The sequence below is a fragment of the Scytonema sp. UIC 10036 genome, assembly GCF_009725235.1.
On sequence record NZ_WJFC01000090.1, the window covers coordinates 20,308 to 35,006 of the forward strand.

The 14,699-nt window shown below is 42.0% G+C and carries 10 protein-coding genes and 4 pseudogenes; 2 read left to right on the forward strand and 12 right to left on the reverse strand.

Annotated elements, in window-relative coordinates; all coding sequences use genetic code 11:
- Positions 1 to 204: 204 nt before the first annotated feature.
- From F7734_RS33270 to F7734_RS64105, 9 genes and pseudogenes are all read right to left on the reverse strand, one after another.
- Positions 205 to 390, reverse strand: coding sequence for a hypothetical protein (locus F7734_RS33270; protein WP_155748816.1), 186 nt, complete (start codon positions 388 to 390; stop codon positions 205 to 207).
- 27 nt (positions 391 to 417) lie between these two features.
- Positions 418 to 1,284, reverse strand: coding sequence for a calcium-binding protein (locus F7734_RS33275; protein WP_155748831.1), 867 nt, complete (start codon positions 1,282 to 1,284; stop codon positions 418 to 420).
- A 266-nt stretch (positions 1,285 to 1,550) separates the two neighbouring features.
- Positions 1,551 to 3,110: a pentapeptide repeat-containing protein gene (locus tag F7734_RS33280; protein WP_155748817.1), complete on the reverse strand. Its 1,560-nt coding sequence runs from the start codon at positions 3,108 to 3,110 to the stop codon at positions 1,551 to 1,553.
- Positions 3,111 to 3,190: 80 nt separating this feature from the next.
- Complete coding sequence (locus F7734_RS33285) at positions 3,191 to 4,474, reverse strand: glycosyltransferase family 4 protein (protein ID WP_155748818.1); 1,284 nt, start codon at positions 4,472 to 4,474, stop codon at positions 3,191 to 3,193.
- A 215-nt stretch (positions 4,475 to 4,689) separates the two neighbouring features.
- Positions 4,690 to 5,730, reverse strand: a complete 1,041-nt coding sequence (locus F7734_RS33290) for a calcium-binding protein (RefSeq protein ID WP_155748819.1) — start codon at positions 5,728 to 5,730, stop codon at positions 4,690 to 4,692.
- A 1,795-nt stretch (positions 5,731 to 7,525) separates the two neighbouring features.
- Entirely contained in the window at positions 7,526 to 8,617 is a 1,092-nt protein-coding gene (locus tag F7734_RS33295) for a calcium-binding protein (protein ID WP_155748820.1), read from the reverse strand.
- 932 nt (positions 8,618 to 9,549) lie between these two features.
- Positions 9,550 to 10,044, reverse strand: a pseudogene (locus F7734_RS33300) (cytochrome P450); the annotation flags it as partial.
- 102 nt (positions 10,045 to 10,146) lie between these two features.
- On the reverse strand, positions 10,147 to 10,341 hold the full coding sequence (locus F7734_RS64100; RefSeq protein WP_347566331.1) for a transposase: 195 nt from the start codon (positions 10,339 to 10,341) through the stop codon (positions 10,147 to 10,149).
- Between the two features lie 25 nt (positions 10,342 to 10,366).
- A pseudogene (locus F7734_RS64105) lies at positions 10,367 to 10,486 on the reverse strand (transposase); the annotation flags it as partial.
- 140 nt (positions 10,487 to 10,626) lie between these two features.
- Here F7734_RS64105 and F7734_RS33310 point away from each other — a divergent pair.
- Positions 10,627 to 11,076: pseudogene (locus tag F7734_RS33310) on the forward strand (RNA-guided endonuclease TnpB family protein); the annotation flags it as partial.
- Between the two features lie 87 nt (positions 11,077 to 11,163).
- Positions 11,164 to 12,035, forward strand: a pseudogene (locus F7734_RS33315) (IS5 family transposase).
- Positions 12,036 to 12,141: 106 nt separating this feature from the next.
- Here the strand turns inward: F7734_RS33315 and F7734_RS33320 are convergent.
- The 3 genes from F7734_RS33320 to nuoB all read right to left on the reverse strand — a co-directional run bounded on the left by F7734_RS33320 (position 12,142) and on the right by nuoB (position 14,537).
- Positions 12,142 to 12,744 carry a Coq4 family protein gene (locus F7734_RS33320; RefSeq protein WP_155748822.1) on the reverse strand — a complete coding sequence of 201 codons (603 nt, stop codon included), beginning with the start codon at positions 12,742 to 12,744 and terminating at the stop codon, positions 12,142 to 12,144.
- A 50-nt stretch (positions 12,745 to 12,794) separates the two neighbouring features.
- Entirely contained in the window at positions 12,795 to 13,751 is a 957-nt protein-coding gene (locus F7734_RS33325) for a hypothetical protein (RefSeq protein WP_155748823.1), read from the reverse strand.
- 90 nt (positions 13,752 to 13,841) lie between these two features.
- A complete protein-coding gene (gene nuoB / locus F7734_RS33330) occupies positions 13,842 to 14,537 on the reverse strand; it encodes an NADH-quinone oxidoreductase subunit NuoB (protein WP_155748824.1) in 696 nt (231 codons plus the stop codon).
- Positions 14,538 to 14,699 lie beyond the last annotated feature (162 nt).

The following is a 14,699-nucleotide window of genomic DNA, read 5'->3' on the forward strand; positions in this document are numbered from 1 at the left end:
TTTAACAATTCGTTAGCGTTGCACCAAAAAAAGTCGCTTGGTAAAAGTGTCGAATTTTTTATACGTGCAACAAAATAACTATTGTTGTTAACATCCTTTGCAAAAACGCGAAAATACTCGTGGTCTGAAGTATCTTGAACTAGAATCATCAGAAATCCTTAAATAGCATTGATTTCTCTTACATTAGATAAGTAATGTGAGAAATTAGTGAGGATTTCGTAAACAATTAAAATCTACTTCAAATTTCCAGGTGCAAGATATAGCAGTCCTAAATGATTTACAAACACCTCTTCCTTGTCCTCCTTGTCTTCCTTGTCCTCCTTGTCCTCCTTGTCCTCCTTGTCCTCCTTGTCCTCCTTGTCCTCCTTGTCCTCCTTGTTTGCATCTCAAATAGGATTGCTATATAAGCTTATCTTTTCAGGTTCCTGCAAAATCTACCTTTTCCCCAATCAAATCCAAAAAAGCCGTTCCAAAGTGGCAAATCTCAAAAAAACTTGCTTGCTCTGGTTGAGTTTTGTAAATTCGGAATGTTTTCATAATTCCCAGGGTAGCAGCACTTTCTAAAGGACCAACAAAGCTGGTATCTCGGTCAAGAAAATAGGGTTGGCTTACCCAATAAGCCATTTGATTGGCATTAAGAAAGTAGCAACCAGAGTGGGGATTGAGAGCGCGGTGAAAGGCGATCGCCATTCCCATAATTGTGCCTTTAAGTTCTGGTTGCTCTTTCACATTTTGAAAGGGGGCAGTGACTTGCGGGGCTAGATCGCCATCAATGTAAGCTTTGCAGGTTAAAGCGTGGGTGGAGACTTCATAGCGATTGGGTTGAAGAAGGCTTTGCTCGCTTGCTTGTTGAGTAAACCAGTTTAACTTGATAAAAAACCAAGGATCGTAAATAATGAGATCGTCTTCTAAGAAGCAATAGTAATCATACTGACCCAAACAATCATGTAGTAGTGCTTGACACTCAAACCCCAATAGCATTGGCTCTACTTTGGTAGCATGGTGTTTGTAAAAATGAGATGGTAGTTCAAGCCGATCGAGGAGATGAGCGTTTTGAGTCGTACAAATAATAATATCTAAATCGCAGGCTTGTGGTTGATTAGCTCGAAAAGCCAGCCGTTGTCCAATATTAATAATGCTTTGAGATTTTCCAAATAACTGATGCAACGCAGTTAAGTTTTGACTCAATGCTTGTAGGCGAGGTTGGGGGTCTTTCCTTTGGGAAGCGTGTTTACCCTGACTCTTAGGATTAAAAAAGTGGGCAATAGTAAAAAGAATTCGCATTAATGCTACGTTATAACTATTCAATCTGTTGCTATCCTCAATTATAAGAGTAGCAACAGATGAAAGTAACTTTACTGAGGCTGTACCAGTAGTACCAGTAGGGTGGACATTGCCCACAAGCACCCTGTCAAGGTGGATCAAAACTTGAGGAAATTAATAGCTTTCTCACCTCTTACCTCTGTGTCCTCTGCGCCTCTGCGGTTAATTAAGAGTAGCAACAGATGATGCTAAGTTTACTGAGGCTGTACCCATTACAAAGTTATTTCTTAGGAAAACTGAAAGGTAGGGCGATTGGCGGAAGCGACATTGTTATTGACGTCAGCCAGAGTAAACTCAGTATTGGTAAGGGTAAGTAACAGGTTACCATCACCAAAGCCTGGATTGCCAGCAGTGCCGTCTCCTACTCGAAACTGAGAACTACCATTGACTATACGTACATCAATTGCAGCAATACCATTGAAGGAAAGGATGTCTCCTCCTACACCCTTAACAAATCCATTAATAGTATCTTGACCATTGCCATTGTTATAGACAAAAGTATCAATTCCATCACCACCATTCAGGGTGTCATTTCCACCACTACCTATCAAGGTGTCATTTCCGGGACCGCCTGTTATAGAGTCGTTACCCGGTCCACCATCAAGATAATCACTACCGCCACCACCATTAAGAGTGTCACTTCCGCCAGCACCAAATAGAGTATCATTCCCGCCAGCACCAACTAGCGAATCGCTTCCCAGACCTCCATCAAGATAATCACTCCCAGCAGCACCATTCAGGTTATCACTACCATCATTGCCAAACAAGTTATCGCCATCGTCGGTTCCATTGAGGGTGTTGTCATTAACATCTCCAAGGTACAAACCAATAGCATCAACAGCGATCGCACCAGTGAGATCTGCTCCCACAAAAGTAGCGTTTGTAAAGTTCCCCTTAGACAAATCGGCATTTCTCAAGTTGGCATTGGTAAAATTTGCACCAATAGCAGTTCCGTTGAAGAGGAGTCCTTCAGCATTAGCTTGAGTAAAGTTAGCTCCACTCAAGTCAGTGTCGTCAAATTTTGCTCCAGTGAGATTTGTAACTGTGACAGTGCCATTAGAAGCGACATAGGGACTAAAATCAGCACCTCTGAAAACGGCATCATCTGCAAGAAAGTTGCTTAAGTTAGCGCCACGAAATTTGACATTACCCGGTTGACCTGGATCGAGTGGAGCATCGCTTAGAGAGACATTACTGAAGTTAGCTAGGTCAAAAGTAGAGTTTTGCAGGGTAACATCTGTAAGTTTTGCCAGTCGGAAGTCAGCACCTGTTGCATCAACATTTACGAAGAGAGTTGCTTCCAAGTTAGTCTCTTCAAGCTTGGCATTCCTTAGGATGGCACCCGTTAAGTCAGCAGCTTTTAAATCCGCTTTGTATAAATCGGCTCCTGTAAAATTTGCGCCTCTAAGGTTTGGTCGTTGAGATTGTTCGCCACTGAGATTGGCTTCTCGGAGACTAGCATTCGTTAAATCGGCATTTGACAGGTTAATGAATTTGGTGTTAATTGACGACAAATTAGCTTGTCTCAGATTGGCTCCTCTAAGATTAACGTTCTCCAATGTTGCCTTAAAGAACGTTGCTGCTTCAAAGTTATTGTTAGGGGCAAAGACGGCGTTCGATGCATCCACGTTGAGCAGAACTGCTTCTTCAAAGTTAGTACCTCTAAGCTGTGTTCGAGTCAATAGAACGCCGTTCAAGGTAGCTTTGAAAAACGTGGAGCCATTGAGGTTGTCACCGCTAAAATCATTTCCTACTAGAGTTTGTAGGCTATAGTTGAAAGCTGGCATATGCAATCCCTTTAAAAAATGTAAAAGTTTCTTAACTTGTCAAAAAACTGTGCGTGCAATCTGAAGCAAAAATGAATTGGTTATGAGACGCGATCGCCTGCAATAAGATTTGTCACCTTCGTCTTATCAACCCAAGTTAGTATTTTGCTTTTGTTATCTTCTTGCTGCTGTATCCAGCGTAAATGCTGTGGTAACAATTGCGACAAGTCATAGTGCTCTAGAATTGTTTGCCTTGCTCGCTCGCGAATAGCTGCCATTTTTTCTGGATACTGGAGTGCTTCACAGATGCGATCGCAGATTTCACCTGCTGAAAAAAAGTTAACTAACAGCCCGTTGACACCATCTTGAATCACCTCTGTAACAGGTGCAGTGTCAGAAGCGACTAGCAAGCAACCTGCTGATAACACCTCCAACATTGACCAAGACAACACAAAAGGACGGGTCAGATAAACGTGTACCGAAGACGCTTGAAGAACTTGCAAGTATTCCGAATAAGGCAACCAACCTGTAAAATGAATTCTGCTTAGGTCAAGGGCATATTTTTCCAGCATCGCCTCTTTGTATGTTCTGCCCTCTGGCAGTGTTTTCCCGTAAGCTACGCGGTTTTCGCCTACAATCACAACATGGCACTGGGGTCGCCGTTCTTGCAACAAGGCAACTGCCTCCATAAACTGTGGAAAACCCCGGTAAGGTTCCATGCCCCTTGCTACATATGTCACAATTTCTTCTGCGTGAGATAGGTCTAAATTGATGCGTGGTAGTACCAACTTAGCTCCGGGTTTGGGACAAAAGAAATTGGTATCAATGCCATCGTGGCATACAGTAATTTTGTTGTGATATTCTGGCGGAAATTGCTGCCTTTGCCAATAGGTGGGAGAAAGACCGCGATCGCAACTGTATAAATCGAGTAAAATAGGAGCATTTTTCAGACGAATGCGTGCTTCATCGTCAGCATTTAGAGGTTCATTGGGGTCAAAATCTGCATCCGTACCGTGAGCGTGGTAAAACCATTCAAAATAGCAAAGTAATTTAGCTTTTGGAAAAATGTCTTTGATGAGTAGAGTCGGACCCCAACCGGAATGACCGTAGACAACATCCGGGACGAACCCCCGCGAACGGAGTTGTTCGGCCACGCGATAAACAGCCTGACCTTGAAGCACGGCATTTTCTAAAGGTCTGACGTAGTGATGGGTTTCTGGTCGTGCTTCCCGTTGTGAGGTATAAATAACCTTATGAACACCAGGGATATTACCATCGCGACGGGTGGTGCCGAAAACCACTTGATGTCGCTTGTCTTGAGCCAAAGCCGCCGCGACGTGACGAAACTGGGCTGGGAAATTGGGGTGCAGAAATAAAATTCGCATGATTGGTTGAGTGAAATGAACAAGGGAAGTATAAAGCTCAGAACTTTCAATTCCCGAACGCCTCAATTCCGAATTTTTGTCATTTTAATCCCACTGTCCCTTTAGTAAGAGACAGCAGGAGATACTAAGATGAAAACAGTGAAATTGTTCGGGGTAACTTCTCAGGTACGTGTAGCTCGGAGAGATCCCAGTTCACTTACCTGGTTACCCATTTCCTAAGCAAGAAAATCTAGTACATCAATCTGTCCGGGAGGTACACCAATTACGTTTGCTATGACTTCGCTAGTTGCAGTCACTGATATCCGAGTACTAACTTGACCATCAATATTGACACGGGTGAAAGAAAGCTCCTCAAAGGAGAGATCCACCTCGAAGAAATCTATACCATTTTGAAAGCCTTCGATTCTGTCACCTTGAGGAACGGGATCTCCAGGTTCAAAATCAAAAATAGATAGTACAAAGATGTCAGTACCTTCACCGCCAATGAGGGTGTCAGCAACTCCGTCTTCACCCCCAGTGAGAGTATCATTGCCACCTGCACCTAAAATCCTGTCCCGACCGGCACCGCCATCTAGGAAGTCATCGCCAGCACCGCCATTGATGAAGTCATCGCCAGCAAGACTTTCTACCCCATCACCATCACCGTAGATAGTGTCATTGCCGCCTGCACCTAAAAGGGAATCAGCTCCTTCTCCACCCTTTAAGTAATCACCTTCAGCTCCACCTTGGAGAGTGTCATTGCCGCCATCTCCATAGAGGGTGCTACTGCCAGCCTCACCGTTGAGGCTGTCGTTACCATCTCCACCGTAGAGAGTGTCAAAACCATCTCCGCCTAAGAGAATGTCGTTGCCACCCGTAACCAATCCTTCTGTGTCATCACCGTAAAGCAGGTCATTATAGTCACTACCAATCAGAGTGTCTGGGCCTGCACCTCCAAGTACCGTATCCTCAGGTCCACCAAAAAGATAATCACTGCCCGGTCCTCCATCTAGGAAGTCTTTGTCATCAACAAGACTTTGACCGCCGTCGAGAGTGTCATTGCCACCTTCACCATACAAAGAATCTTCTCCTGTTCCCCCAACTAGGCTATCAGCTCCTGCTCCACCATACAGGGTGTCTTTATCAGGTCCACCATTGAGGAAGTCATTACCGCCTAAGCCAAATAACAGGTCATCTTTCGCGTTACCGCGCAGGGTATCAGCTTGAGCAGTACCTTCAAGGGTATCTGATTCGGGTGTTCCGTTTCTAACTGCCATAAATTTGTCCTTTCAAAAAGAATCAAAAGTGTTGCTAGTGTGCTTGAAAGCTATGCAGGCGTCAAGTAAGTCCGCGTAGGCGGACTTGGTTTATATAACCCCAGAATTCTATTCTGAGGGCAATGTCCCAAATTGGGATACCCCCCTTACTGTTGCCTCTTTGCAAATCTTACCAATCATCATCATTATTCTTGAGAACGCAAGAGTATAATCTTCGTTTAGAATAGCAATTGCTACAACGAAGAAAAGCTCAACACACATCATCTCGTGATGGAGACAATGTACGTGAACACAAATGTTCGGTAACCAGCCTGGACATATGCCTACAAATATGCCAGAGATTACAGAATTATCTTTATTAAAGAAATAAAGGCGAACTCAAAATACATGAAACGTTAGTATTTACAACACAATCTCTCTATGATTGCTCTGTTAAGTTAAGCCAGATTAACATTTCTCGCTCTTCTACGAACAAACTTCGAAGGCACTGGGATACCAAGAATTTGTCGAGTTTAAGCAGATTCTCTGTAGGCACTAAATTCAACACAAATCCCTAAGGTAAGTCATGCTATATTCAAGCTCAAAAATTACTAGAGCTTATTAAAGCATTGATCTGCCAGACCTACGAAAAACTGTAAGTCTTTAGAGAGTGTTATTTAGAAAGAAGCTCATTTAACAGATATCACAACACTAATCACATTACTACTGTTTTATACCATGAGGAATAGAATCGCGTCAATCAGTTATGGCAATATCCGGAAAATAATAACATTACTTTATAAGTTTGATTTGATATTAAGAGGTCATAAAGATTAGCGTTTGTATCTTATCTTAGGTCTTGCACCTCTCCATAGAAGCCTAGACTTAGTTAAAAGCAGCGCAATAAAGTTACATGACTTCAATTGGCTTTTATAGGTTAAATAAGGGTTTCAGGTTTATTACTGAGTATAAAAATATATTATTTTTCTTGGTGCAAGATGTCGGTTATCCCATTATTGCCTTTATGCATTAAGGCTTAATTCATTTATACGGTGGAGAAACGTGAGTTAATTATGTAAATTTTTTGTGAAGTTCATGAATAGTTATAGTATTTTTATTCTATACCACAAAAAAATTAAGCTCGTCAATGAGTTATAATAAAGTTCGTAGAGCACGGTATGTTGTCAGAATTTGTTTGATATCAGTTGCGAAAACAAATACCTGCTTCACAGTATCTACTTTTATATAAGCAGTTAGGAACAGTATATTAATTCCCTCCACTGAAAGGAATTATGTATTCTTATCACAGATCGATCTATAAAGTAAGAAAAGTAAGTTACTTATGTAAATTTTTTGTATAGAAGAATCAAATAAAAACCATTAAATTTCATCGAAAATTAAAATATACTACACACTACAGAAGAGATTTAACTAACTCCAATGTTCTTTTAATGGTATTTTTAGCGATGACGCATTGTCAAAAAATAGATTATGAGAATTAAGTGTGGTAATTAGCATGAGAATCGTGATTTGTCGCCTTTGCCTTATCAGCCCAAGTTAGTATTGAGTTCGCGTGAACGGACTTAATGCACGGTACTAAGTCCTATGAGTTTGTTTTTGTAGCTTCCACCACTACCCTCTTTCAAATTAGAGAGAGCCATTCAGTATGGTAAAAAGTTACCTGCTCGACAAGCGCTTCACAATTGAGATTTTGCAGACTGTTGGCGATACTTATACCAAATTGCATTCAAACGTAGTCTTTCAGTACCAGCGATTGGGGAATCACCGATTACTGACGATCAACTGCTCGTTGATATTATTTGATAACAATATCATTTCTAGCGATCGCCGGATTGTTAGACAGTCTGACTATCTCTACTTGTGAAGTGCTACCTGTACCATCGACATCAAAGTACAAAACACCTGTGCTTCTGTCGTAGATAAACCGATCTAAGCCATCACTTGCTAGTGAACCCAAATAAAATTGATTTGCCGTGAGTACGCCTGACTGTAGCCCGCCACCAAACCCATTAGCCGACACATAGATAGTGTCATTAACAACAGAAAAATCTGTAATGTTATCAATTCCTTCACCAGGGTTATTGAAGAGAAAAATGTCAGTACCAGCACCGCCAATTAGCGTATCGCTACCAACACCACCAACAACAGTATCATTGCCATCCTGACCATTGAGAATGTCATTCCCGCCATTGAGGGGGTCATCGCCACCCTCACCGTAGAGGATGTCGTTGCTTATCCCGCCATTGAGAGTATCACTGCCTATATCACCCTTGAGGATATCTGTACCATTTCCACCATTTAAAGTGTCATCTCCCACGCCACCATCAAGGGTATCGGCACTTTCTCCACCCTCAATCGAGTCACTAGCATCTCCACCTAAGAGGGAATCAAGACCAATTCCGCCTAAGATAGTGTCATTTCCATCCGAACCATCAATAATGTCATTACCGTCTCCGCCATCTAAGAAATCATTGCCAGACTCAAGATTAATGATGTTACCTGCACCATCAAATATAGCCCCTCCAAGAAAGTCATTTCCAGCAGAGCCTAAAAGAGTGTCATCACCGTCCTGACCAAAGAGGGTATCATTCTGACTACCGCCATTGAGAGAGTCATTGCCATTTTCACCATTGAGAAAATCGCTGCCATTTCCGCCATTAAGGATGTCATTAGCATCATCGCCATAGAGATAGTCCGTGCCATCCCCACCGTCAAGGGAGTCAGTTCCATCGTTACCCAGCAGGGTATCAGAACCTGCTCCTCCCAAGAGAGTATCATTGCCATCATCACCATCGGCAAAGTCATTCCCTTCTAAAGCACGAATCAAATCGTTTGCGTCAGTACCTAGGAGGGTGTCGTTTCCTCCGGTTCCAATGATAGTACTCATAGCCGTCTCCTTTTCTTGATTATTTAACTTGCCAAAACCCTGGTATCCTATAGGAAACAGGCTATAGGTTTCAAAAATGAAACCAAACTCTTGCATTCTTCTTTGTACCAGAACACCAATTCATTAATAGTCACTCGGTAGATAGCAGGTGGTAGATTATAGGCTTAGGAGTGCCGAAACGGTGATTTTGTTACCGTCACTCGGATGAATGAATCGATGTTCTAGTGGTTCACCACATAGGTAAACCACTATTTCCTCTCTCGTTCCCAGCTCAAGCTGGGAACGAGGTGGTACAAAGTTTTAACAAAGTACTGGGACTTGGAGAAGTTCTTGTGGATAGAGAAGCACAAAGGATATCGCAACAGAGATTTCTTTTACTTCTCACAAAAAATTAATAAAAACACCTTTTACCTACAAATCAATGATAATTTGTTGAATTTTAAAGAATCTGCACCCAATACAATCTATATAATTAGTAAGCATTAGATTATGTATGGTGTTTTTTATTTTTTTGTTTTTATTACGTTCATTATATATCACAACGAATTTAAGCTCGTCAATAAGTTATAACAAAATTAGTAGAGCTTTATGTCAGCAATTAAAAACAATCAAGTGAAAGGCATTATGCACCACATATCACAGCTAAATAAATTTATAAAGTGCGAAAAGTGAGTTACTTATGTAAATGTTTTGCAATAGAAGAATCAAGTAGGAAAAGTTAGATTTAATAGAATATTTCAAATATACTACAAGCTGGAGAAGATTTCCAAGTAAGCTCCAACGCTCTTTTTAAGACGACGTTCCACATCAAATGGAAGAACAGGTATAGGTTTTGCTCCCATCCAATTACAAGGATGGGCTAGCAGCATTGTAATAAATAAGAGTAGCGCTTGTGTTGTCAGCTTTTTCTACTGTTAGAGTAAGTATTGTCCTTATTTGCGTTCCTTCAACATCAATCGGACTCCTCCATTCGGCGCAAATGTCAACCCGCGACGAACAGGAAATAAAGGTCGCTTTTCAGCCAGTGTAAATGAGCTATGTGATAAAATTGTAGCCAGTACTAATTTCATCTCAAACATGGCAAACGCCATGCCAAGACAGCGCCGATTTCCTCCGCCAAAAGGCAAATATTCATAGGGAGAAAACTGCCGTTCTAAAAATCTTTCTGGTTTAAATTGCTTTGATTCTGGGTAGAGATCGGGGCGATGGTGAGTCAAATAAATACACGGTGCTAACATCATGCCCTTTGGTATCTCATAGCCCACGAGCTGCATAGGAGCTTGGAGAATTCTGGCTTGGGAGAAGAAAACAACCGGGTACATTCTTAAAGTTTCCGAACAAACAGCATTTAAATAGGGCAATTTGGCTATTTCTGTGGGTTCGGTATGAGGAATATCAATGGAGTTCAATTCCTGTAGCAGTTTTTCACGGACTTCTGGTAAACTATCAAAATATAGTGGGAGCGCGAGAACCCCTGAGTTTTAAACAGGGACGGGATGCGCGACGCAACAGGTTTTAACCTGTTGTCTTCATTTCCCACGCTGATTCTCAATGTACTTTTTTACTACCTCTGTGCTAACTTGACCTGTTGACGCTACAAAGTAGGTCGGTGTCCACAAAGCAGGTAGTTTTTTTAAGGAAGGAAATTCTTTTCTCAAGTGATGAGATGCACGACCTTTGACCCCGGAGCGCAATTTGTGAAGGGGCTTCATCTGTAGGCGCATTGATAAACATATGTACGTGGTCAGGTTGAATTTCTAATGCAATGAGTCTCCAGTTATGTTCTTGCACTAGTTCAAAGATTATTTCCTGTAATCTTCTGGCAATATCAGTGACAAGTACGGGTCTTCTTCGCTTTGGTACAAACACGATCGGGGTAATTGATTGAGGAGACAGAATTCTCCGTTCTTCGGTAGTCGTGGTCTTCTTTAGAGAGTTTTGCCATTTCCGGATTTATGTTGACAAGATATGTAGTAACTAAGATAATCAGCAACAGGAGGTGATGACAAGTGTACAAAACTTTGCCAGTAAAAGCACAGTTTACAGATATTGAAGAAGCGTTTTGGTTAGATCAGTGCCAACACGCTAACAGTTTGATTAATTGTGCTCTTTATCATGTTCGTCAAACTCATTATTCAAGACTAGAAGAGTCCGGTAATGCTTTTACGACCTATTGGAAAGGTGATGAACTCCGACATGGATGGAAAACTTACAAATGTTTTGTGACTTATCCCGAACTGGATAAAGTTCTTAAGGACAATCTACATTACAAGGTTCTAGCTGCACAAGCCGCACAGCAAACATTAAAATCTGTAGGTGAGTCAATTACTTCTTACAATGGGTTGGTTAATGCATATTACAGAGGAGAAGTTGATAGACCATCGTTGCCACAATACAGAAAAAGTGGTGGACTTGCAGCAGTCACGTTCCCAAGGCAAGCACTTACCTTTAGAGGATGTTTGAAAAGTCGGCAATTGAGTAAAAAAAGCTCTCAGGGCTAATCGCGGTTAATAAGTAAAGACAACAGCACCACTGAGAGACTAACTATGAGTAAATCATACTCCACCAACCTCACTCAAGAGCAATGGGAGCTGATCGAACCTTTGATTCCACCTTCCTTACCAGGCGGGCGTCCAAGAGAAGCGGATATATGTTCGGTGCTTAACGCCATTTTTTATGTTCTGTGCGAAGGGTGTCGATGGCGTGCGTTACCTGGTGACTTTCCCAACTGGCAAACAGTTTATACACAATTGGGAATTGGCGACTGGATGGAACCTGGGTAAGAATACACGACAGACTGCGAAACTGGACGAGGGTTGAAGCGCGATCGCGAACCAAGTCCATCTGAAGCTATCATAGACAGCCAAAGTGTTAAAAGTGCGGCAATGGTGAGTGAAGCAGTCGGTTATGATGCGGGTAAAAAAGTGAAGGGACGCAAACGATTTCTCACAGTAGATACTTTGGGCTTAGTATTACGGGTATTAATTACCGCAGAAGCGTGTAGGTGAGCGCGTTCGCGTTAGCGTGCCGAAGGCATAGGCGGTAAACAGGTGTTAAAGAAGGTCAAACAAATGGAACCTGACCTATCGCGACTGCATACAATCTGGGTTGACGCTGGTTTTAATGGCAATCCATTTATGCATTGGGTAATGGATTTCTGCCGTTGGATCGTGCAGGTAGTTATACGGCCAAAAGAACGTAGGGAGTTTGTATTGTTACCCAAACGTTGGGTCGTCGAGCGAACCTTGGGTTGGTTAACTTGGTGAGCTAGCGCGTTGCTCTGGTTCCCAGAGTTGTAGCGACTAGCGAACCCGAAGGGTGTCGAAGATTGAACAAGGACTATGAGCTACTTCCCGAAACCGCAGAGACATTTGTATACATTGCCATGATTCGTATTATGGTGAGGCGATTGGCATAAAATCTAACCCTCCATAACTTTTCAAACATCCTCTTAGAGGTTAGTAGTTAGTAGGGGGCGCAAGGCAATGCACCCGTACAGTAGTTAGTGGTTAGTAGCTAAATATTTAGGGTAGTAAACCCAATCGAATCTTTAATTCATTGATGGGTTCTGCCCAGTGTTCTTCAAAACGAAATCCCAAGAGAAATTCTGCTTTTTTGCCAAGCTCAATCCCTTTTTTGACATTATCAAAAATATCTTTGTACTGCTGAGGAGCTAAGAGAGGATAAAGCAATTTTGCCAACCACAAGCTAATTTTTAAAGATTTGCTGTAGTTTTGAGAAGAGGCAAAAGCATATACCCCTATTTCTCCTGCATAACTGGTATCAAAGCCCAGCAAGAGATGAAAAATATCGTGAGTAACCACATATCTTAGGGCAAAGACATTGCGTTTAGCAACCTCTTCTAGTTCAGCACTAACATTAAACGGCTTCAAATTATTTGCTTGCATATAATCTGCATATTCTCGTCCAAAAGTTCCTTTGGGATATTTGCTCAATTCTTCCAAGTTAATATAGGGATGATACCCCACAACTTGTTGCAATTTAAATGCTACCATCGGTTCTGCTTTTGCACCGAATAAATCAGATTTTAGAATAGCGAAATCACCAAGATTGTCAGATTTTCTATAAGCTTCCAGAGCTTGAATTTTTTGAATTGTATCAAACATATTTTATCCGCGTTCATCTGCGTTCATCTGCGGTTAAATACTACTCTAAATCACGCTGAAAAACCATTAAGAGATGGAATACCATAGCGATCGCGCAAATCCTCCACAGGCACTTCCACAACTTCCCAAAAATTCCAATTCTTGGAAAGATCTACCTTACAAGCAGCACCACGCTGTAAAGCTTGCATCACCAAAGGAATGTCAAACAATCCAACACTAGCATCTGCAACAGGTGCCATTTGAATTCCTAAATGAAAATGTAGGAGCGCAAAAAGGAGAAACACAAAACCATCTTCACGAATGAAACCAGCTTGAAACGCTCCTTGCTGGATCTCTCCTTGAGGATCGGTATCGTAGCCAGATAATATGTGACCAAAATCGTGAAAAACCATTTGTTCTGGAATACCACCACTTTCACCAGGAAAACTAAAATGTCTTTGAGTGCAGTGTTCCCAATATGTACGTCCCAAAGTTCCTGTAGGTAGCAAGCCAAGCCGCCGATATTTCCAAGCCACTTCGGAGTCTTCACCTCCATTAAACAATAAAGGAAATATCATTTTTTTAATACCAGTCACTCCTTGTTTTTGGTAGGCTTCACCCACAAATTTACCCATCAACCGACGCATCATATCAATTTGCACTAACAGTTTATGTCCGTTGGCAGCTTTGTGCAGGACTCGCAAACCCTGTTCGTTAACACAAAGGGCTTCTGCAAGCGATCGCAATACTTTCTGCTGATGGGGTTTAATATTTCCATCCACCATTGCCATAACCATTGCCATTTGAAGCAAGCGTGTGCGTCGGTGGGGATCGGTAATAATTTCACCGATTTGCCTTGCTGCGATCGGACATAAGTCATCAACAGCAACAAAAGATTCATGCATTTGGTCGATAACTTGTAAAAACTGATACTCTTGTGGTGTGAGTGCTTCAGGTTGAGCTGCCACAGACATCAGTGCCCCCAGCACCAATGGTAGTTCTTGGGAAGAAAAGACAGCAATATCCATAAGGGGAGTAGGGAGTAGGGAGTAGGGATTAGGGAGTAGGGATTAGGAAATCAATCCCTAATGCCCAATGCCCTTTTGCCCAATGCCCAATTACAAATCGCGAGAATTTTCAGCAGCTTGAAGGGCTAAAGGTAATTCTAACCCTGTGGCTGCAGCAATTTCTTGTGGTGGTGCAACTCGTGTTGAGCTTTTCAAGTATTGCCCATCGTTAATCGGGTTGACAACTTTCATTTTATGGGTAGTGCTGTAGTAGCGGTGAGTTTGCTGAATTTGGTGCCTATCTTGCATGCTCTCGTTGGCAATCTTTTTCCGCAATTTGATGATGGCATCAATAACAGCTTCTGGTCTGGGAGGACATCCCGGTATGTAGACATCAACTGGAATTAACTTATCTACGCCTCGAACAGCAGATGGGGAATCGGTACAGAACATACCACCAGTGATTGTGCATGCTCCCATGGCAATGACATATTTTGGTTCTGGCATTTGTTCGTAAAGCCGCACCAAGTTTGGCGCATACTTCATAGTAATTGTACCTGCTGTAATCAACAAATCTGCTTGTCGGGGAGTTGCACGGGGAATCATGCCATATCTTTCCATATCAAATCGGGAAGCATAGGCAGCCATAAATTCCATAAAGCAGCAGGCTGTCCCAAACATCAAGGGATACAAACTAGACATCTTTGCCCAGTTGTACAGGTCGTCTACAGTTGTGAGAATAATATTTTCAGAAAGTTGTTGTGTTACTTGTGGACGTTCAATAGGATTAATGACAGAGTTAGTCATGGGTAAGTGCTGTAAAAAATTGAATAAGTTCTTGAAAAGGCGTTTAATGCATAATTCTGCATAAAAGTCAACTATGGCACCAAACGCTACTCACGAAAACAACCTTTCTCCAAAGAAGCAAGTCATGCAACTTATGCTTGCTTGTAGATAACTACATCAGCA

Excerpts from the sequence above, each read along its gene's own strand:
- F7734_RS64100 (WP_347566331.1), bottom strand. The coding sequence starts at position 10,341 with ATGCGCCTACAGATGAAGCCCCTTCACAAATTGCGCTCCGGGGTCAAA.
- F7734_RS33280 (WP_155748817.1), bottom strand. The coding sequence starts at position 3,110 with ATGCCAGCTTTCAACTATAGCCTACAAACTCTAGTAGGAAATGATTTT.
- F7734_RS33285 (WP_155748818.1), bottom strand. The coding sequence starts at position 4,474 with ATGCGAATTTTATTTCTGCACCCCAATTTCCCAGCCCAGTTTCGTCAC.
- F7734_RS33290 (WP_155748819.1), bottom strand. The coding sequence starts at position 5,730 with ATGGCAGTTAGAAACGGAACACCCGAATCAGATACCCTTGAAGGTACT.
- nuoB (WP_155748824.1), bottom strand. The coding sequence starts at position 14,537 with ATGACTAACTCTGTCATTAATCCTATTGAACGTCCACAAGTAACACAA.
- F7734_RS33325 (WP_155748823.1), bottom strand. The coding sequence starts at position 13,751 with ATGGATATTGCTGTCTTTTCTTCCCAAGAACTACCATTGGTGCTGGGG.
- F7734_RS33275 (WP_155748831.1), bottom strand. The coding sequence starts at position 1,284 with ATGCGAATTCTTTTTACTATTGCCCACTTTTTTAATCCTAAGAGTCAG.
- F7734_RS33320 (WP_155748822.1), bottom strand. The coding sequence starts at position 12,744 with ATGTTTGATACAATTCAAAAAATTCAAGCTCTGGAAGCTTATAGAAAA.
- F7734_RS33295 (WP_155748820.1), bottom strand. The coding sequence starts at position 8,617 with ATGAGTACTATCATTGGAACCGGAGGAAACGACACCCTCCTAGGTACT.